Raw genomic sequence first — 22,839 nt, 5'->3', positions numbered from 1 at the left:
GGTGGACCGAATGCGCGCCGAGCCACTGGCCCAGCAGTCGACCCCATCCCACCGGCCGCGCGTGGCGGTCCCGGCGGGCGCGCTCGTGGCGCTCCAGCCCGCCGCGGGCAACGCCGCCGTGCAGCGGCTGCTGGCGCAGCGGTACCTGGACGACAGGCGTTTCAAGCACGATGCTCCGCCGAACTTCTTCCAGTTCCGCCGGGAGTTGGACAAGACGCACAAGCCGGTGGACAGCCTCACCTACCTCGACTACCGGGTCGGCAACGCGGCCCAGGCGTTCATCGTGCGGATCGGCGGTGACCGGAAGATCGGCCGGCAGGAGCTCACGCCGTACATGAGCGGCAACCCGGTGTCGGTGGTGGACGGCAAGCCGAAGTACCCGCCGCTGGGGAAGAAGAGGTCCAAGGACCGGCCGGACAACCGGTCGGCCTGCGCCGAGCTGCGAGTGGTGAGCGAGGTCCGCAGGACGCTGGCCGCGATGCTGCCGGACCAGCGCCCGGTCGTCTACCTCTACACCGAGCACCTGCCGTGCAAGCACTGCATCTCGGACATCGTGCAGCTGGTCAACGGGCACACGTGGGTCGACTTCGTGGTGCGCTGGCGCGAGTCGTTCGTCCAGGACGAAGCCGGCGCCGAGGAGTGGCTGGCCAAGCGGCGCAACGCCGCCGGCTGGTGCACGATGACCTTCCCGCACACCACCGAACCGCCGCCGCTGGCCGCCACCCACCCGAGCCCCGACCGGGCGGGCACTCGGCCGTGGGTCGACAAGCCGGAGAAGAAGCACGAGGCCGCGGCCGGCCGGAAGGCGAGGAAGGCCGACCGCGAACCGTTGCCCGATCTGGTCGAAGTCGGTGGGCCGGAGGAAGCCGTGGCGTTGGTCGGGCAGGCGCGGGATCGAGTGGCGTCGCGCGGGCAGGCAGGGGAGCGGGCGCCCGCCCACCCGGCCGGGCATCGTGACCAGGCACGACGGCGTGAGCGGTTGGCGGCGGAACTCGTCGTCCGCCAAGGCGAGCGGCAGTGGGTGAGCGTGCCGCGCTTGGTGGGGTTCCTCGTCGCTGTCGCCGCCGCGGCGGTCGTGGTCGAGGTGCTGCTCAGGGCGCTCGGCTACCGGTGACTCGGCGACCGGTGAGAGGTGGCGTCGGGTGCCCGGAGCAGCGCGGTCCTGGTCGAGCACGCACAGCAGGCGCAACGGGAGCTTGAAGAGGTCCGCCGTGCGCTGGGCCTGTGAGCGACGGTTCCCGTTCACCCGGAATTAGGCTTCACCGGTTACAAACCCGCGCATGAGCGATGGTGTGGTGAACCGGCGGACGCTGCTGCGCGCCGGTGCGATCGGCACGGCGGCGGCGTTCGTGCCCGGGACCCTGGCCGGCGGTGTGGCGCTGGCGCGCGGCGGCGACCGGCCCGTGCTCACGCACGGCGTGCAGTCCGGTGACGTGACGTTCGACGGCGGCCTGGTGTGGACGCGGGCCGACCGGCCGTCGCGGATGCTCGTGCAGGTGTCGTCGGACCCGTCGTTCCGGCACGCGCGGACCGTGCGCGGGCCGTTGCTGACGCCGGAGACCGGTGGCACGGGCCGGGTGCGGCTGCGCGGCCTGCCGGGCGGGCGCGAGGTGCACTACCGCGTGGTCGCCGAGGACCTGGACGGCCGCACGCGCAGCGAAGCGGTGGCGGGCAGCTTCCGCACCGCTCCGCTGGGCCGTGACGACGTGCGGTTCGTCTGGTCCGGTGACGTGGCCGGCCAGGGCTGGGGCAGCAACCCGGACCTGGGCGGCATGCCGATCTTCGGCGCGATGGCCGCCCGCCGTCCCGACTTCTTCATCAACAGCGGCGACACGGTGTACGCGGACGGTCCGCTGATGGAGTCGGTGACGCTGCCCGACGGGCGCGTGTGGCGCAACGTCGTCACGCCGGAGAAGCTGAAGGTCGCCGAGACGCTGGACGAGTACCGCGGCCAGTTCGCCTACAACCTGCTCGACCCGCAGTACCGGTCGTTCGCCTCGCGCGTGCCGATGATCGTGCAGTGGGACGACCACGAGGTGACCAACAACTGGTACCCGGGGGAGGTCCTGACCTCGCCGGCGTACACCGAGAAGCGGGTGGACGTGCTGGCCGCGCGGGCGTTCCAGGCGTTCCACGAGTGGCAGCCGATCGACCCGCGGCAGGCGGTGGACGGCCGGGTGTACCGGAAGTTCCGCCACGGCGCGCACGTCGAGGTGTTCGTGCTGGACATGCGGTCGTACAAGGACGCGAACACCTCCCCGCGCGACGGCGAGGGCGTCGTGCTCGGCGACCGGCAGGCCCGCTGGCTGGTGGACTCGCTCGACCGCAGCCGGGCCACCTGGAAGATCATCGCGGCGGACCTGCCGATCGGGCTGACCGTGCCGGACGGCACGGACATCGAGGGCGTCGCCAACGGTCTGCCGGGCGCGCCGGGCGGCCGTGAGCACGAGCTGGCGTGGGTGCTGGGCGAGCTGAAGCGGCGGCGCGTGCGCAACACCGTGTGGCTGACGGCGGACGTGCACTACACGGCCGCGCACCACTACTCGCCGGAGCGCGCGTCGTTCCAGGACTTCGACCCGTTCTGGGAGTTCGTGTCGGGTCCGCTGAACGCGGGCGCGTTCGGCCCGAACACGCTGGACCCGACGTTCGGCCCGGAAGCGGTGTTCGTCAACGCCCCACCGGCCGCGAACACCACCCCGTTGGACGGTTTCCAGCACTTCGGCGAGGTCGAGGTGTCGCGGGACGGCGAGCTGACGGTGTGGCTGCGCGACATCAAGGGCGCGTCGCTGTGGAGCAAGACCCTCCAGCCCCGCCGTTGACTCTCGGGTGACCCGAGACCTCACAGTGGTGGTGTGAAGGACGAGCTGATGACCATCGGGCGGTTCGCGCACCTCAGCGGGCTGACCGTGCACGCGCTGCGGCATTACGACGACGTCGGGCTGCTCACGCCCGACGTCGTCGACCCGGCGTCGGGCTACCGGCGCTACCGGCGCGAGCAGGTGCGCCGCGCCCGGCTGATCCTGGCGCTGCGCTGCCTGGACCTGCCGATCGAGGAGATCCGGCGGGTGGTCGACGGCGGTGACGTGGACGAGGTGCTGACCGGCCACCGCAAGCGGCTGGAACGGCAGCGCGACGTGCTCACCGCCCGGCTCGGGGACGTCGACCGCTACGTGGAGGAGGGGATCACCGTGTCCACACCCGGCACGGGCGTGCGCCCGGTGCAGATCAAGATCGCGGTGGACGACGCGGCCGCGGCCGTCGAGTTCTACCGGGCCGCGTTCGACCTGCGGTACGAGGTGACCAGGCGGGCCGAGGACGACGACTACTCGTCGTTCGTGTTCGGCGAGTACGGCCAGGACGGGTTCTTCCTGGTGCACCTGCTGGAGGACCGCGCGGACACCGACCGGCTCGGGCCGAGCACGTTCGGGCTGCTCGTGCCCGACCTGGACGCTTACCACGCGCGTGCCGTCGCGGCGGGCGGCGTGGAGGTCGTCGCACCGCGGGGCTCGGTCGGCATGCCGCGCAACTCGGCGGTGAAGGACCCGTCGGGCAACTGGATCTGGCTCTACCAGGAGTGATGCAAGGGCTGCAAGGACTTGCAGCCGTCTGGGCCTTGTCCGGCCGTGATTGTCGTGGTTTTGTGCACCTCGCCCCGGCTCCACCGCCGGGGTGTGGTTGCAAATTCTTGCGACAAGGAGGTCGCGATGCGTCGGGCCGTCGCCGCGCTCATCGCCCTGGCCGTTGTGCCGTTCGTGCCACCACCCACCGGCGCCGCGCCCGAAGTCCGGAGGCTCGCCGTCGGAGCCGTCACCGATCTCGCGCCCGGCGTCCGGGACGGTGACCGGGCGTTGGCCAAGGACGCGCTCCGGGCCGACCTGACCGGCGAGCGGTTCTACTTCGTGATGCCCGACCGGTTCGCCAACGGCGACCCGCGCAACGACCGCGGCGGCACGGCGGAGACCGACCGCCTCAAGACCGGCCACGACCCCGCCGACAAGGGCTTCTACCACGGCGGCGACCTCAAGGGCCTGCGCGACAAGATCGACTACCTGGACGACATGGGCGTCACCGCGATCTGGATGACGCCCATGTTCGCCAACCGGTGGGTGCAGGGCTCCGGCAACGACATCTCGGCCGGCTACCACGGGTACTGGACCACCGACTTCACCAAGCTCGACCCGCACTTCGGCACGACCAACGACATGCGGCGGCTCATCCAGGACGCGCACCGCCGCGGCATCAAGGTCTTCTTCGACATCGTCGCCAACCACACCGCCGACCTCATCGACTACGCCGAGGGCAGGCACGACTACGTCAGCACGGGCGCGCAGCCCTACCTGGACGAGCAGGGCAACCCGGTCGACATCGCCGAGATCGCGGGCCGTGAGGACTTCCCGAAGCTCACCGCGCCGTACACGCCGGTGGTCAAGGGTGAGAAGACACCGGCCTGGCTCAACGACCCGCAGCTCTACCACAACCGCGGCGACTCGACGTTCAGCGGCGAGTCCAACGAGTACGGCGACTTCTTCGGCCTGGACGACCTGATGACCGAACACCCCGCGGTCGTCAAGGGCATGAAGCGGATCTTCACCAGCTGGATCGACACGCTGGGCATCGACGGCTACCGCGTCGACACGGTCAAGCACGTCAACATGGAGTTCTGGCAGGCCCTCGCGCCGCACGTGAAGCAGTACGCGGCGATGCGCGGCAAGAAGGACTTCTTCGTCTTCGGCGAGGTGTTCGACGCGAACCCGGCGCTCACCTCCCGCTACACCACGACCGGCAAGATGCAGGCCACGCTGGACTTCCCGTTCCAGAGCGGCGCGGCCAGGTTCCTGTCCGGACAGGGCGCGGCCCGGCTCGGCGAAGTGCTCGTCGAGGACGACCGGTACACCGACGCCGACTCCAACGCGTCGTCGCTGCCGACGTTCCTCGGCAACCACGACATGGGCCGCATCGCGTGGATGGTCCGGGAAGGCCGTCCGGGCATCTCCGAGGCCGAGCTGCTGGACCGGCTCGAACTCGGCAACGCGCTGATGTACCTGTGGCGCGGCAACCCGGTCGTCTACTACGGCGACGAGCAGGGCTTCGCGGGCACCGGCGGCGACAAGCTCGCCCGCCAGGACATGTTCGCCTCGCGGACCCCCGAGTACGCCGCCGAGGACCTGGTCGGCAGCGACCGCACCGGCGCGGTGGACAACTTCCGCACCGACCACCCGCTGTACCAGCAGCTCAAGGGCCTGGCGAAGTTCGTGGACGCCGACCCCGTGTGGCGTGACGGCAACCAGGCGCTCCGGCTCGCCCAGGGTGACGTGATCGCGTTCAGCCGCACGGGCCGCACCGAGCAGGTCGAGCACGTGGTCGTGGCCAACGCGGGCACCGCGCCCGCGACCGTCGAGGTCCCCGTGTCGGGCAAGGGCTACCGCCCGGTCTGGCCCGCCGCCGGCTCGCAGGTCAACGCCGCTGGTGGCAAGGTCACCGTGACCGTGCCCGCGCTGTCCGCCCTGGTGCTCAGGTCGACCGGCAAGATCCCGTCCGCCGCGCCGACGCCCACGTTGGCCGTGCCGACGACCGGCACCGTGCTGGACGACCGGGTCGAGCTGCGCGCCGACGGCGTCACCTCGCCGTACGCGCAGGCCACGTTCGCCGCACGGGTCGAGGGCGAGCGCGACTGGCAGGTGCTCGGCACGGACGACGCCGCGCCGTACCGGGTGTTCGCCGACCTGGCGGCGCTGCCGGGAGCGGCCGTGGGCAAGAACGTCGAGCTCCGCGTGGTCGCCAAGGACGCCAAGGGCACGTTGGGCGCGGACGGCGCGAAGATCGGGCTGGTGGCCGCGCCCGCGGTCGAGCCGCCGACCGCCGTGACGTCCGACTGGCTGGTGGTGCACTACAACCGCCCGGCGGGCGACTACGACGGGTGGGGCCTGCACGCGTGGGGCGACGTCGAGAACGCGCCGACGTGGGACGCGCCGCTGCCGTTCGCGGGTGAGACGCCGTACGGCCGGTTCGCGTGGGTCAAGCTGAAGCCGGGCGCGCGATCGGTCGGCGTCATCGCCCACCGCGGCGACGAGAAGGACACCGACGCCGACCGGTTCATCGACCCGAGCGCGACGCCGCAGGTGTGGCTGAAGCAGGGCCAGACCGCGGTGCACGCCAGCGAGGTCGCGGCGACCGGACAGGCCGTGATCACGCACACCGGTGACGCCACGGGGCTCGTGGTGCGCGCGGGAGGCGTCGACCACCCGTTCAGCGGGGGAGTGGCGACCGTCCCGGCGACCGCGCCCGCCGACTTCTCAGTGGTCCGCAACGGCGTGGTCGAGGCTTCCGGCCGCACGGCGGGACGCGCGTGGGTGAACGGCGACAAGGTGTATGCCGGCCTCGCCGCCGCCCAGAACCGCGCGGTCATCCACTACAACCGGCCGGACGGCGACTACACCGACTGGACCCTCTACCACTGGACGGGATCGCTGGAGCCGAGCCCGGGCTGGAACCAGTCCCGCGTGCCGGACGGCGCCGACGGGTTCGGCGTGTACTGGTCGGTCGCGCTGGAACCGGGCGCGGCCGGGCTGAACAACATCATCCACCGCGGTGACGCGAAGGACCCCGGGCCCGACCAGTTCCTCGACGTCACCGGCACCGGCTACGAGGTCTGGTACGTCTCCGGCTCCACCAAGGCGGACGGGTCCATCTCGTACGTGCTGCCGCCGTCGGGCGGCGAGGGCGTGGACGACGACCTGACCAAGGCCAAGGCGATCTGGGTGTCGAAGGACCTGGTCGTGTGGGACGTGCCGGTGGTGCCGTCCGACGGCTACCGGTTGGAGCACGACGGCAGGGTGCTGCGGCTGGAGCCGTCGTCGGACGCCGTGCCCGCGCAGTTCCCGCACCTGCGGGGCAAGCCGGTGTTCCGGGTCCGTGACGGCGAACGGCTGGACGAGGCGTTGCGCGGCAAGCTGTCCGCCGTGCACGTCGACTCCGGCGGCGGCCTGCGGCACCGCACGGGCGTGCAGATCGCGGGCGTGCTGGACGACCGGTTCGCCGCCGCCGCGTCCGCGTTGACCTACGGGCCGACGTTCGACGGCGACCGAGTGACCGCCCGGTTGTGGGCGCCCACGGCGTCTTCGGTGAAGCTCCTGGTGTCCGACCAGCCCGGCGGCACGGCGACCTCGGTGCCGCTGGCGCGGGACGACGCGTCCGGCTCGTGGTCGGCGTCGGGGGCGTGGCGGGACAAGTTCTACCTGTTCGAGGTGACCGTCGCCGGGCGCACGGTGACCGTGACCGACCCGTACTCGGTGGCGTTGGCGGTGAACTCGACGCACTCGCAGTTCGCCGATCTCGGTGACGCGCGCACCATGCCCGCCGACTGGGCCGGGCACGTCGCCCGCGGCCTGGCCGGCGACCCGACCGAGCACGGCATCACCGAGCTGCACGTCCGGGACTTCTCGATCGGCGACACGTCCGTCCCGGAGTCCGATCGCGGCACGTACCAGGCGTTCACGCACTCGTCCTCGGTCGGCATGACGCACCTGCGCGAGCTGGCCGCGGCGGGGCTGGACACCGTGCACCTGCTGCCGACGTTCGACATCGCCACCATCCCGGAGAAGCGTTCGGACCAGCAGCGGCCGGCGTGCGACCTCGCGTCGTTGCCCGCGGACTCGTCGGCGCAGCAGTCCTGCCTGGCCGACGTCGCGGCGAAGGACGGCTTCAACTGGGGCTACGACCCGTACCACTACGACGTGCCCGAGGGCTCGTACGCCACGGACGACGCGCAGACCGGGTGGGCGCGCTCGAAGCAGTACCGCGAGATGGTGAAGTCGTTGCACGACAACGGGAACCGCGTCGTGGTGGACGTCGTCTACAACCACACGGCCGCTTCCGGTGACGCGGCGACGTCCGTGCTGGACAAGGTCGTGCCGGGGTACTACCAGCGGCTCAACCTCGACGGCACCGTCGCCAACTCCACGTGCTGCGCCAACACCGCGACCGAGAACGCCATGATGGGCAAGCTCGTCGTGGACTCCGTGGTGCGGTGGGCCCGCCTGTACAAGGTGGACGGGTTCCGGTTCGACCTGATGGGGCACCACCCGAAGGCGAACATCCTGGCCGTGCGGGCGGCGTTGGACGCGCTGACCGTGGCCGAGGACGGTGTCGACGGGCGGGCGATCCGGATCTACGGCGAGGGCTGGGACTTCGGCGAGGTCGCCGGCAACGCCCGGTTCGAGCAGGCCACCCAGGCGAACATGGCGGGCACGGGCATCGGCACGTTCAGCGACCGGCTGCGGGACGCGGTGCGCGGCGGCGGCCCGTTCGACGCCGACCCGCGCGTGCAGGGGCTGGCGTCCGGGCTCGCGGGCGACCCGAACGGCTCCCCGGCCAACGGCGACATCGCCGCGCGCTTGGCCAACTACACCGACCTGGTGAAGCTGGGCATGGCGGGCAACATGGCGGCGTACCGGTTCCAGTCCACCGGTGGTGGGGTGATCTCGGGCCGTGACGTGTCGTACAACGGCTCGCCCGCCGGGTACACGGGCGCGCCCGCCGACGTGATCACGTACGTCGACGCGCACGACAACGAGACGTTGTTCGACTCGCAGACGTTCAAGCTGCCCGTGACCACCTCCATGGCGGACCGCGTGCGGATGCAGAAGCTGGCCCTCGCACCGGTCCTCCTGGGCCAGGGCCAACCGTTCCTGCACGCCGGCGCCGAGTTCCTGCGCTCGAAGTCGTTGGACCGCAACAGCTACGACTCGGGCGACTGGTTCAACCGCTACGACCCGTCCCTGACGGACAACGGCTTCGGGCGCGGCCTGCCCCCGGCGGCGGACAACGAGGACAAGTGGCCCTATGCCGCCCCCTTGCTGGCCAACACCGCTCTGAAGCCGTCTTCGGACGACATGCGCGCCGCTCTCGACAACACGCTGGAACTGCTCCGCATCCGAGCGTCCTCACCGCTGTTCACGCTCAACGACGCGGCACTCGTGCAGCAGAAGCTGTCCTTCCCCACCGCCGAGCCCGGCCTCGTCGCTGCCCTCCTGGACGACACCGTCGGCCCCGACACCGACCCGTCCCTGAACGGCATCCTGGTGATCGTCAACCCCTACCCGACCACCAAGTCGGTCACCGCCGCGGGCCCCTGGCAGAACCACACCCTGTCCACCGACAAGGCCACCATCACCACCGACTCGATCACCGTCCCCGCCCGCTCAGTCGTAGTCCTGACCCGCTAGTGACCGGCCAACTCGACCCGTGACCGGACGTCCTCGGCGCGCAGGATGCGGAACCCCCGCTCCTGCGCGCCGAGCACCGGTTCGAGCGGAGTATTGGACGGAACCGCCCACACGGGGTCGAAGAGGTGATTCGTCTACAGGCGCAGACAGTTCGTCTCTGGTTCAGTGCTCAGTCGCTCAGGCCAGTGAACGCAGAGCTTCGAGCACACTCTTCGCCGCCATCGCCCACGTCCGCTTCACCGACATCTCCTCGCGTAGCGTCTTCGCCGCCGCGAAGGCGGGTTTCGGGTTGTTCAGCACTGCTGCCAGCGCGTCGCCCCAGCGCAGCGAATCCACCATCTCGTCATCGGTCACCGGGATCACCCGGTTTGAGAGTTCCACCGACAGGTCCGCCCGCTCCTCATCGAGGAGCGCGCCGAGTCCGCTTCGCTTGCTGACCAGCGTCGGCACACCGGTCGTGATGGCTTCCAAGCCAACCAGGCCGAAGCCCTCCGCGCGGGAAGGCATGACCACGACACCAGCTTGGTGCAGGTCCTGGACGAGGGTCGCCGCGTTGGGTGAGTAGGGACGGGGAACGACCCGCAGCGATGGCTTGCGCGCCCATTCCCGCACCGCGTTCGCCAGGGCTTCGCCCTCCTTCGCCCCGACGCCTCGGAGGACCAGTTCCACTTCCGGATCGTTCGGACCGCGTTGCGTCAACGCGTGACCCAGAGCGCGGGCGATCAGGTCGACGCCTTTCACACGTGCCTCGCGGAGGCTGAGACGACCGACCAGCAGGACTCGCACGGTGTCGCTCGGCGGCGGGAGTTCCGCGTGGTGCCACCCGGAGTCGAAACCCGGGTCCATTCGGATCGGTTCCCTGCTCATGGAGCCGCGGAGCCGGTCGCGAAGGTAGTGGTGCAGCACAGGCCCGACACCTACCGCGAGGTTGGCGCGGGCCGCTATGGCGAACTCGTCTTGAAACCGCTGATCGGCTTCCGCTACCGGGTCGTCGTCGATGTCGTGACCCTTCACGAACTCGACGCGGTCAGAGATGACGTGGAAGAAGTGCAGCAGCTTCGCCTCGCGGAAGTGGTCTTCCACCAGCCACATGGCGGCCTCACCGGTCTTGCGGCCGTGGCCGACGACCACGTCCGGCACCACTCCCGGAGGCAGCCCTGGAGGACGGGACAGGGCACTCTCGGGCGGTCCCAGCGCCGGTGGGGGGTGGACTAGGTGGACACCGACGGCCTCGGCGTCACGGCGTTCCTCCTCCGTTGCATATGGCGTCGAGCAGTAGACCTCCACGTCCTGTGCGGCAAGTGCCTTGCACAACTCCCGGTTCAGCGTGCTCTGGCCACCGTTCCTCGAAGACCACTCGGTGTTCACGGCCAACAGGCGCAGTGGCCTCGGGGTCGACACCCGGACGGGCGACGATTGACCAGACCTCCGCTCTATCCGCTGTGACAAAACCTCTGCGGCGCGCTCAGCGCGCAATCGCTCCACGTCATCGATGGCACCGGCTTCCTCGAACAGGGCGATGGCCGCCGCGCGGTGGGCGTCTGCCTCGACCGTCCTGCCCGCAGCAGCCGCAGCCAGACTGGCACCTTCGAAGGCCACCGCCTCCTCCTTGGGCGCCTCTCCTGAACGGGCGCGGAGGACCGCTTCGTGGAAGCGGTCAGCGGCCTCCTCCACCTTGCCCAAGCGCAGTTCCGCTTCACCCAGGTGTGACAGGAGTTGGGCGATGTCGCCGTCTCGGAACTCCAGGTCGACGAAGTCCTCGAGCACCTGTCGAAAGTTCTTCTCGGCCTCTTCGAGCGAGCCGAGCCGCAACTGGCACCGGGCGATGAGGTCCAAGGCGATCGCGGCGTTGAACCTCAGTCCCCGGTCCCAGTAGAACTGCCAAGCCGTCCTACCCAGCTTGAGTGCAGCGTCGTAAGCCTCGCCGTCGTGAGCCAGCCAAGACTGGTTGGCCACGACATTGGCCTCGCCGAAGGGGTCGTCCGCTTTGACGAACTCCTCGCGCGCCTGGGAGTAGAGGCGCATCGCCTCGTCACGCTCGTCGAGCCGGCTGCGTGCCAAGCCGAGCCCGTTCAGCGTGACGCCCACCGCCCGGTGGTTGCCGGTGCGCGTGGCTGACTTCAGCGCCTGGGTGAAGCAGGCGATCATCAGCTCCCACTGCTTGGTGGCGTAGAAGTACTCGCGCAGGTAGTAGGCGAACTGCCAGCACTCGGTGTCGTGACCGGTGCCGGCCATCTCCTGCACCAAGAGCAGGAAGTTGTCGACTTCGGAGTCCATCCACCTCTTGCCGGCCCCGTCAGAGGAAAAGTCGGGGCTGGTCACGGCGGTCGACGGCGGTTGCAGCGGTATGCGGTAACGGTGCTCGTTCGCCCGCGTGTTCGCCACCGCAGCGGTGTGCAGGAAGTAGTCGAACAACCGGCGACGACCTGCGGCCGCCTCGGCTTCGGCGAGGATGCTGGTCTCCGGACGGCGCAAATGGTCGCGCAACAGGTCGTGCAGGCGATAGGCGTTGTGCGAGTGCTGTTCCAGCATCCCCGCCCGGATCAGTTCGTCCAAGAGGTCCTCGGCCGCCCCTGGTGAGATGCCCGCCAGGGCGGCGGCCGCGTACGCGTCCACGCGCGGTCCGGGGTGCAGCGCCACCAGCGCCAGCATGGCCTGTTGGGCATCGGACAACGTCGCGAACGATGCCGCGAACACCGCGGTCACGCTTCGCACCCCGTCGTCGAACTCGCGCGGGCGCATGGCTTGGTCAGCCAAGCGCGCCGCGACGTCCTCCAGTCTGCGGACCGGGTTGTCGCGGAACCTGGAAGCCACGATGCACAGCGCGAGCGGAAGTTCGTAACACATGCGGGTGATTTCGGTGATCATGGACGGATCGCCGCGGTCGTTGGAGCTCGGGGGCAGTTCGGCGACCTGACGAAACAGTTCCCCGGCATCCGCCGGAGCCAGCGCCCCGATGGGTCGGCTGAACACGCCGCCCAAGGCAGTCAGTGGCTGGCGGCTCGTCACGATGACCGCCGAAAGGCCATTCGGTGGCAGCAGGCAAACCACCTGCTGGGCACTTCGCACGCTGTCGAGGATCAGAAGGACGCGTCGGTTCACGAGTTTTTGGCGCAGGAGTGCCCCGCGGTCGTCGGTACTCCTCGGCACCAGTTCGCCCGGCACCCCCAGGCGACGCAGGACGCGATCCAGGGCTTCATCCTCCGTGACGGGGCGGATGTCCGGGTTGTACCCCTGCATGTCGAGGTAGAACCGACCGTCCGGGTATTCGTTCCGCAATGTTTCCGCGACCCATAACGCTATAGCGGTCTTCCCTACTCCTGGCATGCCGTGCAGAACGCACATCCGGGCGACTTGCCGGTCCCGCAGGTGTCTTACCAACGCTTCGGTTTCGGGTTCTCGGCCGATCAGCCTGCGCGGACCTGCCGGCAGGTCGAACTTGGGTTCGCCCGCCGTCCTCCGGGTGCTTACGGCCCGACTGGCGGCGGCACGGGCGAGTTCGTCCCCGGTGCCGAAGACGCGGTCACAGGCGGCGGCGAAAGTTGTCGTCGGCGGGGAAACTCCCTGCTCAACCCTGCTGACCTGTGCCTTGCTGTAGTGGATGAGATCGCCGAGGGCCTTGGTGGACAGGCCCGCGGCCGTCCGCAGTTCCAGGATCCTGACACCGAATGGCGTCCCGTCATCCACGGTTCCTCCTCCGCTCGTGCGCGCCTGCTCCGCCACGCCCGAGTGCGATGATCCAGCACCGACACCCAGAGTGACAGGCCGGCGGCACCGGCAGGCGTTACAAGTCTCAGAGGGAACGATGTAACGGTGCGGTGTGCGGCGGCCGGTCGATACTAGTGGCATCCTTGCTTGGAGGTTACTGGATGACGGCGTGCACGCAGGTCGTCAGTCCGAGAGGATCCGACGACTTGCTGGAACCGATGTACGACGTGTTCTTGTCGTTCTCGGGCGCGGACCGCGAATCCGGTCGCGCGCTCGCGGTCGAACTACGCGCACTGGGCTCACGCGTATTCCTCGACGAGGACAGCATCGAATGCTTCTCTGGTATTACGGACAGCATCCTTAATGGGCTGCGGGCATCCAAGATGCTCGTAGCTTACTACTCGGCGGACTACGCGGTGCGCGCCGCGTGCCAGCACGAACTCATGCTGGCATTCCTGGCCGGGCAGAGGGACGGTGACGCCTGTTCCAGGATCATGGTGGTCAACCCAGAAGCGGACACCGATCACGTGCGTCCGATCGAACTCGCCGACGCCAAGTTCGTGCTGCCGAGCACCGATGTCCACACTCTGGCGCAGCAACTGGCGAAGCACGCCGCAGCGGTGGACCGGTCGATCGGCGAAGTCCGGCCGGTCGAACGGCCGCGCTGGTCGGTGCGCCGGTCTGGTCACGTGCGGAAGTTCGTCGGCAGGTACCGCGAATTGTGGGACCTGCACAGCGCGCTGCACGCCATCGACTTCCCACTGGTCAACGAGGCCGCGTGCGGTCCAATCGCAGCAGTCTGCGGACTGCCGGGCGCAGGGAAGAGCGCCTTGGTGGCCGCCTACGCGTGGCGGTTCGCGGCGGCGTTTCCCGGCGGTGTCGACTGGGTGAGTCTGGCGGGCACAGCCCCTGAACCGAACGCGTTGCTTGAGCGGTACACGAGCGAACTCGACCGCATCGCAGCGAGAGGGAACGCCGGCCTCTACAGGGTTCCCGCGGAACAGTCCGCCGATTCGGCGAACCAGGCCGCCCCGAGAACCCGCCTGCTGGTCGTCGATGACATCCCCCCTGGCGTGGGGGCCGACGTCCTCGACGTGTTGCCGTTGCCCACCGACAGCGCGGTGCGGATCATCGTAATCAGCGAAGACGACGTCTTCCGCACCGTCCTCCCCGTCGTGCGGGTCGGACCACTGCCCGCGCATGACGCCGCTGAACTTCTTGACGCCTACCGGCGGCCCGATGACGAGACCGACCGCGTCGCACGCGACGACCTCGTGATCGGCTTGGGTGCCAACACGGGCGCGCTGGTTGCGGTGGGCGATCATCTGCGCGATCGACACGGCCTGTCGTCCTACCGGTCGTCCAACAACGAACTCGACCGGACAGAACACTTGGCGAACGCGGTCTTTTCCCGCGTTCGCCAAGTGCTGGATCGCATGACACCGACCGAGTTGGCGCTCCTGAAGTTCGCGGACGACTCGGGGAGCACGGTGCTCTCGACCTCGGTGCTGCGAGCGCTGCCCGATATCGACCTGGTCGAGGTGGGCACCGCTCTGAAGTCGCTTTTGCACCGCTCCGCAGCTACCCGCGTTGGCACGTCATGGCAGCTGGACCCGTACGTTGTGCGCGCTGCCCGTGATCAGCAGCGGTCGCGCGCCGCCACCGCTGCGCCTCAGGGCTGATGTGATCGGGTGGCGTGTCGGCGCAGTGGCCCGCCGGTGTTCCGGCTCGGCTGCTCCTGCTGCGGTGACTGCGCCCAGGGGTTCATGGCCCACGAGACCCGTCGTGCCGACGAATGCTGCGGTCATCGCCCGGCGTGAAGGCTTGGCGGTGGTCACGGCGGGCACTATCGCAGCTCCGGCTACCCTGGACCGAGTTGCACAATCCCGTACGAAGGAGTACTGACCGCCGTGAGCGAGCGCACCCTGGTCCTGGTCAAGCCCGACGGCGTCAGCCGAGGCCTGGTCGGCGAGGTCATCTCCCGCATCGAGCGCAAGGGCCTGAAGCTGGCCGCCCTGGAGCTGCGCGTCGTTGACCGCGCGACGGCCGAGCAGCACTACGCCGAGCACGACGGCAAGAGCTTCTACAACGACCTGGTCGACTTCATCACCGGCGGCCCGCTGGTCGCGCTGGTCGTGGAGGGCTCCCGCGCCATCTCCGCGTTCCGCCAGCTGGCCGGCGGCACCGACCCGGTCGAGAAGGCCACCCCCGGCACGATCCGCGGCGACTTCGGCCTGGAGGTCCAGTTCAACCTGGTCCACGGCTCGGACTCGCCGGAGTCGGCCGAGCGCGAGATCAAGCTCTGGTTCCCGAACCTCTGAACCGCTGAGCGGACGGCCCGGGCACCCCACGGTGTCCGGGCCGTCGACGTACCGGACGGTCAGGGCTGCGACGGCAGGTCGAACGGCACCTTCCAGTGCTGGATTCGCTGAGGCCGGCTGGTCGTGACCACGTCGATGAGCCACCAGGTGACTTGCGAAGCGCCGACCGTCACCGCCTGGTTCCTGTGCTGCACAGGGCGGATGACCACCACCGTGCTCGCCTTGCTGTCGGCCTCCTGGTCGTCGTTTGTGACCGGCTCGAGCACCCACCGCGCGGCATCGCTCTCACTGCACACGGCCAGCTTCACCCGGGTTCGATTCGGGAGCTGGTCGCGGTGCCAGCACAGGTTTTCGTCAGGCAGGTAGATCGAGTAGGTCTTGTCCTGCCGGTCGTACTCGAAAGCCCAGTTGACGGTTTTGTCGTGGTCCGTGTGCTGGCCGGCGGCGAGGAGGTTCACCTCCGCGTTCACCGCGCTGACGTTGGATATGGTCGCCAGTCGGCCGCCGTTGGCGACGCTGTAGATCAAGCCTTCCCTGGGAGGTGCCGCCACCGCTGACGTCGACGTCAACGTCGCCGTCAGGGCGACGCACGAGGCCAGTGCCACAAGGCGCGGGTGCTTTCGCATGATCGGGTCCTTCCGCGTGAACAGGACTGGCTCCGGAGTCCGGAAGACCCGGCGCGGAGCACAGGCATCGGGAGTAGTACCCCTGGTCTCCGCGTTGAGCGGCGGACCACCCTGCTGTGTTCGCGAACTCACCCGTACACGCGACAGGAAATGCCCTGGGCCGGTGGCCCGTCACACACCTGTCACCGAACGTGCGCACTTCACACGACGACCTCCCCACCACGGGCTCACCAGGGAATGTCGATCTCCGATCGCCTAACGGCCGACGGAAGAACGCGCGGGGGACGAGCCCAGACCGCCCGGGGCCGAGCCGTGCAGCACGACGCCCTCGCGGTGGCCCAACGGCAGGTACATGCGCACGTCGTCGAACCGGACGTCGCCCACCGCGATCACGTTCGGCAGGCGGCCCCACTCGCGGAAGCCCAGGGTTTCGTACAGCTGGATCGCGCCGTGGTTGTTGCCGCGCACGCCGAGCGTCAGCATCTCCAACCCGGCCGCACGGGAGTGCTCGATGACCGCGCGCACCAGTCGCGAACCCAGCCCGAGCCCGCGTGCCGCCGGGTGCGCCGTGACCCGACGCACCTCGGCCATGTGCTCGAACACCTCGCTCTCGGACCGCCGCCACGTCGCCGTGCCGCGCAGCACACCGTCCACACGCGCCACGACGAGCGCGCCGTCCGCGGGCGAAGCGAGCACGCTGTCCAGCCACGCGTCCGTCTCCGCACGCCCCGGCGGTTTCTGCCAGCCGATCGCGCCGCCGGCGGCCACGACGGCGTGCAGCACCTCGTGCACCTCGGCCCGAAGTCGTTCGTCGGCCACGGTCGGCCAACTCAGGTCGATCTCCACGGCGCCACCCTAAAACGGTTCCGAGAATGTCGGACCCCGCCGCTAACGTGACGAACGTGACCCCCACCCTCGTCCACGCCAAGGGCCTGACCAAGCACTTCGGCTCGTTCGAAGCCGTCCGGGGCATCGACGTCGAGGTGAGCAAGGGCGAGGCGTTCGGCTTCCTCGGCCCCAACGGCGCGGGCAAGTCCTCGACCATGCGGATGGTGTCGTGCGTGTCACCGCGCACCGGCGGCGAACTGCGGGTGCTGGGCATGGACCCGGAGACCGACGGCCCGAAGATCCGCGCCCGCATCGGCGTGGTGCCGCAGCAGGACAACCTCGACACCGAGCTGACCGTCCGGCAGAACCTGCAGGTCTACGGCCGCTACTTCGGCCTGTCCCGGTCGGCGGTGCGGGCCAAGGCCACGGAGCTGATGGAGTTCGCCCAGCTCACCGAACGCGCCGACGCCGAGGTGGAGCCGCTGTCGGGCGGCATGAAGCGGCGGCTCACCATCGCCCGCTCCCTGGTCAACGACCCCGACCTGCTGCTGCTCGACGAGCCGACCACGGGCCTCGACCCGCAGGCGCGCCACCTGCTGTGGGACCGGCTGTTCCGGCTCAAGCAGTCGGGCGTCACGCTGATCATCACCACGCACTACATGGACGAGGCCGAGCAGCTGTGCGACCGGCTGGTGGTGATGGACGGCGGTCGGATCGCGGCCGAGGGCTCGCCGTCGGAGCTGATCCGCCGCTACTCGACCAAGGAGGTGCTGGAGCTGCGCTTCCCGCCGGGCGAGCAGAGCGGCGACGAGGTGCGCGACCTGGCCGAACGCGTCGAGGTGCTGCCCGACCGGGTGTTGCTCTACACCGCGGACGGCGACGCGGCGCTGGCCGCGGTCCACGCGCGGGGCGTGCGGCCGGTGTCCAGCCTGGTGCGCCGCAGCACGTTGGAGGACGTGTTCCTGCGCCTGACCGGCCGGACGTTGGTGGACTGAGATGAGCACGCACGTCGTCGGCCCGTGGCGCGCCGCGCTGATCGCGGTGGAGAACCACTGGACCTGGTACCGCCGCAACTGGCGGGCCACGGTGATCTCGAACTTCCTGCAGCCCGTGCTGTTCCTGCTGGCCATGGGCGTCGGCTTCGGCTCGCAGGTGCGGGAGGGCGCGGCCACCGGCGGTCACCCGTACCTGGTGTACCTCGCGCCGGCGCTGCTGGTCATCACCGCCGTGCAGAACGCCGTGTTCGAGTCGACGTGGGTCGTGTTCTCGGCGTTCAAGTGGCAGCGCACGTACCTGGCGGTGGTGTCCACCCCGGTCACGCCCGCGCAGGTGCTCTACGGCCAGCTCCTGTGGATCGCGCTGCGCCTGGCGGCGGGCATCACCGTGTTCCTGGCCATCGCCTTCGCGCTGGGCGCGATCACCAGCCCGTGGGCGGTGCTGGCCGTGCCGTTCGCCACGCTGGCGGGCATGGCGTTCAGCGCGCCCGTGGTGGCCTTCGCCGCCACCAGGGAGAAGCCGGACGCGTTCAACGCGATCTTCCGGTTCCTGGTGATGCCGATGACCCTGTTCACCGGCGGTTTCTTCCCGCTGAGCCAGCTGCCGGGCTGGCTGCACCCGCTGGCCTGGCTCACCCCCGTCTGGCACGGCATCGAGCTGGCCCGCGGCGCGACGTTCGGCACGCTGGGCGTGCTGCCCGCGCTGGGCCACGTCGCCTACCTGTCCGCCCTGGTCGCGCTCGGCGTGGTCCTGGGCCGCCGCTACTTCCGCCGGAGGCTGGCCGTATGACCAACGAGACCTCCACCGACCTGCCGGCGCCCAGCCCGCCGGTCACACCGCGCCACGGCGCCGGCCTGCTGCTCCGGGTCGTCCCGCCGGGCCTGTACGCGGGCCGCGCGCACGTCCTGGTCGAACGGTCGTACCTGGTCAGCAGGCGTGGCTGGATGTCGGTGATCTCCGGGTTCTTCGAGCCGCTGTTCTTCCTGTTCTCCCTCGGCTACGGCCTCGGCCAACTGGTCACCACCGTCGAGGGCCCCGGCGGGCCGGTGCCGTACGCCGTGTTCGTCGCGCCCGCCCTGCTGGCCGCCTCGGCGATGAACGGAGCGGTGTTCGAGGCGACGTTCAACCTGTTCTTCAAGTTCAAGTACGCCAAGACCTACGACGCGGTGCTGGCCACCCCGCTCGGCCCGGTCGACATCGCCCTCGGCGAGGCCGCCTGGTGCCTGATCCGCGGCGGCCTGTACTCGGCCGGCTTCATCGCGGTCATGCTCGGGTTCGGGCTCATCAGCTCGCCGTGGGCGCTGCTGGCGCTGCCCGCGTGCCTGCTGGTCGCGCTGGCGTTCGCGGCGGTCGGCATGGCCGCGGCCACGTTCATGCGCTCGTGGCAGGACTTCGACCTGGTGCAGCTGGCCGTGATGCCGCTGTTCCTGTTCTCGACGACGTTCTACCCGCTGTCGGTGTACCCGGGCTGGTTGCAGGCCGTGGTCCAGTGGACGCCCCTCTACCACGCGATCGAGCTGATGAGGGCGCTGACCACGGGTTACGTCGGCTGGGGCGCGTTGACGCACGTCGCGTACTTCGCGGTGATGGTGGTCATCGGGGTGGTCGTCGCGGCGCGCAGGCTCGGCAAGTTGCTGTTGACCTGAGCTGGTTGAACACTGGACGAACCCCGAGCACCGGAGGTCGTCATGGACGTCATCGCACTCATCGGCCGGATCCTGTTCGTCTTCCTGTTCTTCGGCTCGGCGATGGGCCACCTCACGCAGACCGCGGCCATGGCCGGGTACGCCGAGTCGAAGGGCGTCCCGTCGGCGAAAGCCGCCACGTTCGGCAGCGGCGTGCTCATGGTCATCGGCGGGTTGATGCTGCTCCTGGGCGTGTGGGCGGATCTGGGCGCGCTGCTGCTGGTGCTGTTCCTGCTGCCGACGGCGTTCCTCATGCACAACTTTTGGAAGGAGACCGACGCGCAGGCCAAGCAGATGGAGATGATCCAGTTCAACAAGGACGTGGGCCTCGCGGGCGGCGCGCTGATGTTCTTCGGCCTGTACGCGGGCCCGGGTTCCGAACTCGGCCTGACCATCACGGGACCGTTGTTCTGACGCGTGCCGGCGCTGCCGTTACCCTGGTCGACGTGAGTGTCGAGTCGGTCTTCCCCGCCCTGGAACCCCTGCTGCCGAGGGTGTCCAAGCCGGTGCAGTACGTCGGCGGGGAACTCAACGCCACCGTCAAGGACTGGGACGCCGCCGCGGTGCGGTGGGCGCTGATGTACCCGGACGCCTACGAGGTCGGGCTGCCCAACCAGGGCGTCATGATCCTGTACGAGGTCCTCAACGAGCAGCCGGACGTGCTGGCCGAGCGGACCTACGCGGTGTGGCCCGACCTCGAGAAGCTGATGCGCGAGCACGGCGTGCCGCAGTTCACCGTGGACGGGCACCGGCCCGTCGGCGCGTTCGACCTGCTCGGGGTCAGCTTCGCGACCGAGCTGGGCTACACGAACCTGCTCAGCGCGCTCGACCTGGCCGGCATCCCGCTCCACGCCGCCGACCGCACCGAGGACCACCCCATCGTGGTGGCGGGCGGGCACGCGGCGTTCAACCCGGAGCCGATCTCGCCGTTCATCGACGCGGCCGTGCTCGGTGACGGCGAGGAAGCCGTCCTGGAGATCACCGACATCGTCCGCGCGTGGAAGGCCGAGGGCCGTCCCGGCGGTCGGGACGAGATCCTGACCAGGCTCGCCGAGACCGGCGGCGTGTACGTGCCCCGGTTCTACGACGTCGAGTACCTGCCCGACGGCCGCATCCAGCGCGTGGTGCCCAACCGCGAACGGGTGCCGTACCGGGTGTTCAAGCGGACCACGATGGATCTCGACGCGTGGCCGTACCCGAAGCAGCCGCTGGTGCCGCTCGCGGAGAGCGTGCACGAGCGGATGAGCGTGGAGATCTTCCGCGGCTGCACGCGCGGCTGCCGGTTCTGCCAGGCGGGCATGATCACCCGCCCGGTGCGCGAGCGGTCCATCGAGGGCATCGGCGCGATGGTGCAGCGCGGCCTGGAGGCGACCGGGTTCGAGGAGGTCGGCCTGCTGTCGCTGTCCAGCGCGGACCACTCGGAGATCGCCGAGATCACCAAGGGCCTCGCCGACCGCTACGAGGGCACGAACACCAGCCTGTCGCTGCCGTCGACCCGCGTCGACGCGTTCAACATCGACCTGGCCAACGAGCTGTCCCGCAACGGCCGCCGCTCAGGCCTCACGTTCGCCCCGGAGGGCGGCAGCGAGCGCCTCCGGCGCGTGATCAACAAGATGGTGTCGGAGGAAGACCTGATCCGCACGGTCAGCGCGGCGTTCGGCGCGGGCTGGCGGCAGGTGAAGCTGTACTTCATGTGCGGCCTGCCCACCGAGACCGACGACGACGTGGTCCAGATCGCCGAGATGGCCAAGAACGTCATCCGCGCGGGCCGCGAGGTGTCCGGCCGCAAGGACGTCCGCTGCACGATCTCCATCGGCGGGTTCGTGCCCAAGCCGCACACGCCGTTCCAGTGGGCCGCGCAGTGCGACCCGGAGACCGTGGACAACAGGCTTCGCCTGCTGCGCGAGGCGGTGAACTCCGACCGCTCGCTGGGCCGCAACATCGGCATGCGCTACCACGACGGCAAGCCGTCGCTGATCGAAGGCCTGCTCTCACGCGGCGACCGGCGCATCGGCCTGGTGATCGAACGGGTGTGGCGCGAGGGCGGCCGGTTCGACGGCTGGTCCGAGCACTTCTCCTACGACCGCTGGGTGCAGGCCGCCGAAGCCGAGCTGACGCCGTTGGGCGTGGACCTGGCCTGGTTCACCACGCGTGAGCGCGAGGAGCTGGAAGTCCTGCCCTGGGACCACCTGGACTCGGGCCTGGACAAGGAGTGGCTCTGGGCGGACTGGCAGGACGCGCTGGACGAGCGCGAGCAGGACGACTGCCGCTGGACGCCGTGCTTCGACTGCGGTGTGTGCCCGGCGATGGGCACCGACATCGAGGTCGGGCCGACCGGGCGGACGCTGCTGCCGATCTCGCCGGTGGGCAAGGGCTCGCCGGTGCGCAACCCGGGGCTGACGGTCCCGAGCTGACGCTTCAGGGCCGGCGTCCCGGCCTGACCGGGCCTCGCCAGCGGTGTGAAGGCCTGCGGTTTCACGGGTGGGCGTCGGCCGCGTCGACCCGGATCGCGCGCATCGGGCACACCCGTGCCGCCGCGCGCACCTGCGGCGCCTGGTCGGCGTCGGGGTTGCGCGCGTAGCGCAGCCGACCGTCGTCCAGCACCCGGAACACCCTGGGCGCCTGCGCCTGGCACAACGCGTAGTGCCGGCACCGCTCGTGGTCGACCGCGACCCGGACGCCGGTCGGCCCTTCCTGGACCGGCGGCGGTGGCGGCTCGGCCTCGATCACGCCCACCCGCACGAGCAGGTGCGGCGGCAGGAACCGCAGCACGGTCAGCGTGATCGCGGGCATCAGCACGGTGATGCCGCCCAGCCACACCACGGCGACGTGCCCGCTCGCGGAGGCGCCCAGCCACGCGTGCATCGCGCCGAGCCACACGCCCACGTACGCGAGCCGGTGCAGGCGCAGCCAGTCGCGGTAGAACGTGCGCTGCAACGCGGCCGTCACCGACGCGGCCAGCATGAGTTCGAGCCCGACCACGCTGAGCGCGTGCCGCACCTCCCCGCCGCCGACGAGCGGCAGCACGAGTTGGTAGGCGGCCAGGGAGCCGTTGTCCAGCAACAGGAACGACACCGCGTGCGCCACCGCCATGACCATGGCGAACGTCGCCAGCGCCTGGTGCGTGGCGCGCAACGCGGACCGGCCGGTGATCCGGCGGATCCAGCCGGTGGCGGTGAGCACGCCCCAGCACGCGGCGAGGCACATCGCCACGTACGCCAGCCGGCCGGACAGCGTGGCGACGTCCCACACCCCGACGTCGTGTTCCGAGACCGCGAGCACCACGTGCCACCCCCTGTTAATGGCGTGAGTCACCCTCTGAGAGGAACTACGAACGTCGGGTGCGACGGTTCGATGGAAGGTTCAATTAAGATGTGTGATCTACATCACATGATAAGCCGCAGGGAGTGTCGGCGGTGATCCCGAGTTGTAGTACGTTCGCGGAAGTGTC

General features: G+C 69.8%; 15 protein-coding genes. 11 read left to right on the top strand and 4 right to left on the bottom strand.

The genetic code is table 11. The features are described 5' to 3' along the window. The first annotated feature begins 1 nt into the window (after position 1). The 4 genes from ADK67_RS45555 (at position 2) to pulA (ending at position 9,224) form a co-directional block, all read left to right on the top strand. Positions 2-1,114: a hypothetical protein gene (locus ADK67_RS45555; RefSeq protein WP_157621611.1), complete on the top strand. Its 1,113-nt coding sequence runs from the start codon at positions 2-4 to the stop codon at positions 1,112-1,114. 166 nt (positions 1,115-1,280) lie between these two features. Then, positions 1,281-2,819: an alkaline phosphatase D family protein gene (locus ADK67_RS45550; RefSeq protein ID WP_053722847.1), complete on the top strand. Its 1,539-nt coding sequence runs from the start codon at positions 1,281-1,283 to the stop codon at positions 2,817-2,819. A gap of 33 nt (positions 2,820-2,852) precedes the next feature. Further along, positions 2,853-3,578 (top strand): MerR family transcriptional regulator, encoded by a 726-nt coding sequence (locus tag ADK67_RS45545; protein WP_053722846.1) that lies wholly within the window; start codon positions 2,853-2,855, stop codon positions 3,576-3,578. A 126-nt stretch (positions 3,579-3,704) separates the two neighbouring features. Then, complete coding sequence (pulA, locus tag ADK67_RS50190; RefSeq protein ID WP_082404819.1) at positions 3,705-9,224, top strand: pullulanase-type alpha-1,6-glucosidase; 5,520 nt, start codon at positions 3,705-3,707, stop codon at positions 9,222-9,224. A gap of 177 nt (positions 9,225-9,401) precedes the next feature. Here pulA and ADK67_RS45535 read toward each other — a convergent pair whose 3' ends face one another. Beyond that, positions 9,402-12,911 carry a glycosyltransferase gene (locus tag ADK67_RS45535; protein WP_053722845.1) on the bottom strand — a complete coding sequence of 1,170 codons (3,510 nt, stop codon included), beginning with the start codon at positions 12,909-12,911 and terminating at the stop codon, positions 9,402-9,404. Between the two features lie 239 nt (positions 12,912-13,150). Here ADK67_RS45535 and ADK67_RS45530 point away from each other — a divergent pair, with 239 nt between their 5' ends. Next, on the top strand, positions 13,151-14,614 hold the full coding sequence (locus tag ADK67_RS45530; RefSeq protein WP_231648692.1) for a toll/interleukin-1 receptor domain-containing protein: 1,464 nt from the start codon (positions 13,151-13,153) through the stop codon (positions 14,612-14,614). A 228-nt stretch (positions 14,615-14,842) separates the two neighbouring features. After that, on the top strand, positions 14,843-15,253 hold the full coding sequence (gene ndk / locus ADK67_RS45525) for a nucleoside-diphosphate kinase (RefSeq protein WP_053722844.1): 411 nt from the start codon (positions 14,843-14,845) through the stop codon (positions 15,251-15,253). Between the two features lie 59 nt (positions 15,254-15,312). Here ndk and ADK67_RS45520 read toward each other — a convergent pair whose 3' ends face one another. Further along, positions 15,313-15,879 (bottom strand): hypothetical protein, encoded by a 567-nt coding sequence (locus tag ADK67_RS45520; protein WP_157621610.1) that lies wholly within the window; start codon positions 15,877-15,879, stop codon positions 15,313-15,315. 255 nt (positions 15,880-16,134) lie between these two features. Then, positions 16,135-16,725 carry a GNAT family N-acetyltransferase gene (locus ADK67_RS45515; protein ID WP_053722842.1) on the bottom strand — a complete coding sequence of 197 codons (591 nt, stop codon included), beginning with the start codon at positions 16,723-16,725 and terminating at the stop codon, positions 16,135-16,137. 56 nt (positions 16,726-16,781) lie between these two features. On the opposite strand from ADK67_RS45515, the gene ADK67_RS45510 reads away from it, so the two are divergent. The 5 genes from ADK67_RS45510 to ADK67_RS45490 are packed head-to-tail and all read left to right on the top strand — an operon-like array spanning position 16,782 to position 21,802. Beyond that, the gene (locus ADK67_RS45510; protein ID WP_231648691.1) at positions 16,782-17,702 is read left to right on the top strand and encodes an ATP-binding cassette domain-containing protein; all 921 of its coding nucleotides are present in this window, start codon (positions 16,782-16,784) and stop codon (positions 17,700-17,702) included. A gap of 1 nt (position 17,703) precedes the next feature. After that, positions 17,704-18,492: an ABC transporter permease gene (locus ADK67_RS45505; protein WP_053722840.1), complete on the top strand. Its 789-nt coding sequence runs from the start codon at positions 17,704-17,706 to the stop codon at positions 18,490-18,492. After that, positions 18,489-19,349, top strand: coding sequence for an ABC transporter permease (locus ADK67_RS45500; RefSeq protein WP_053722839.1), 861 nt, complete (start codon positions 18,489-18,491; stop codon positions 19,347-19,349). Before ADK67_RS45505 ends, ADK67_RS45500 begins: the two co-directional genes overlap by 4 nt. 42 nt (positions 19,350-19,391) lie before the next feature. Continuing rightward, positions 19,392-19,802, top strand: a complete 411-nt coding sequence (locus tag ADK67_RS45495) for a DoxX family protein (protein ID WP_053722838.1) — start codon at positions 19,392-19,394, stop codon at positions 19,800-19,802. A gap of 32 nt (positions 19,803-19,834) precedes the next feature. After that, positions 19,835-21,802, top strand: coding sequence for a TIGR03960 family B12-binding radical SAM protein (locus tag ADK67_RS45490; RefSeq protein WP_053722837.1), 1,968 nt, complete (start codon positions 19,835-19,837; stop codon positions 21,800-21,802). Between the two features lie 61 nt (positions 21,803-21,863). Here ADK67_RS45490 and ADK67_RS45485 read toward each other — a convergent pair whose 3' ends face one another. Further along, positions 21,864-22,670: a ferredoxin gene (locus ADK67_RS45485; RefSeq protein WP_231648690.1), complete on the bottom strand. Its 807-nt coding sequence runs from the start codon at positions 22,668-22,670 to the stop codon at positions 21,864-21,866. Between the last annotated feature and the right edge of the window lie 169 nt (positions 22,671-22,839).

It is taken from the genome of Saccharothrix sp. NRRL B-16348 (genome assembly GCF_001280085.1).
Lineage (GTDB): Bacteria > Actinomycetota > Actinomycetes > Mycobacteriales > Pseudonocardiaceae > Actinosynnema.
The sequence above is the reverse complement of the archived record's forward strand: the minus strand, read 5'-3'. Positions and strand labels throughout refer to the sequence as shown.

What these genes read in the sequence shown, in the direction of transcription:
- ADK67_RS45550 (WP_053722847.1), top strand. Translation starts at nt 1,281, where the DNA reads ATGAGCGATGGTGTGGTGAACCGGCGGACGCTGCTGCGCGCCGGTGCG.
- ADK67_RS45530 (WP_231648692.1), top strand. Translation starts at nt 13,151, where the DNA reads ATGTACGACGTGTTCTTGTCGTTCTCGGGCGCGGACCGCGAATCCGGT.
- ADK67_RS45520 (WP_157621610.1), bottom strand. Translation starts at nt 15,879, where the DNA reads ATGCGAAAGCACCCGCGCCTTGTGGCACTGGCCTCGTGCGTCGCCCTG.
- ADK67_RS45500 (WP_053722839.1), top strand. Translation starts at nt 18,489, where the DNA reads ATGACCAACGAGACCTCCACCGACCTGCCGGCGCCCAGCCCGCCGGTC.
- ADK67_RS45495 (WP_053722838.1), top strand. Translation starts at nt 19,392, where the DNA reads ATGGACGTCATCGCACTCATCGGCCGGATCCTGTTCGTCTTCCTGTTC.
- pulA (WP_082404819.1), top strand. Translation starts at nt 3,705, where the DNA reads ATGCGTCGGGCCGTCGCCGCGCTCATCGCCCTGGCCGTTGTGCCGTTC.
- ADK67_RS45505 (WP_053722840.1), top strand. Translation starts at nt 17,704, where the DNA reads ATGAGCACGCACGTCGTCGGCCCGTGGCGCGCCGCGCTGATCGCGGTG.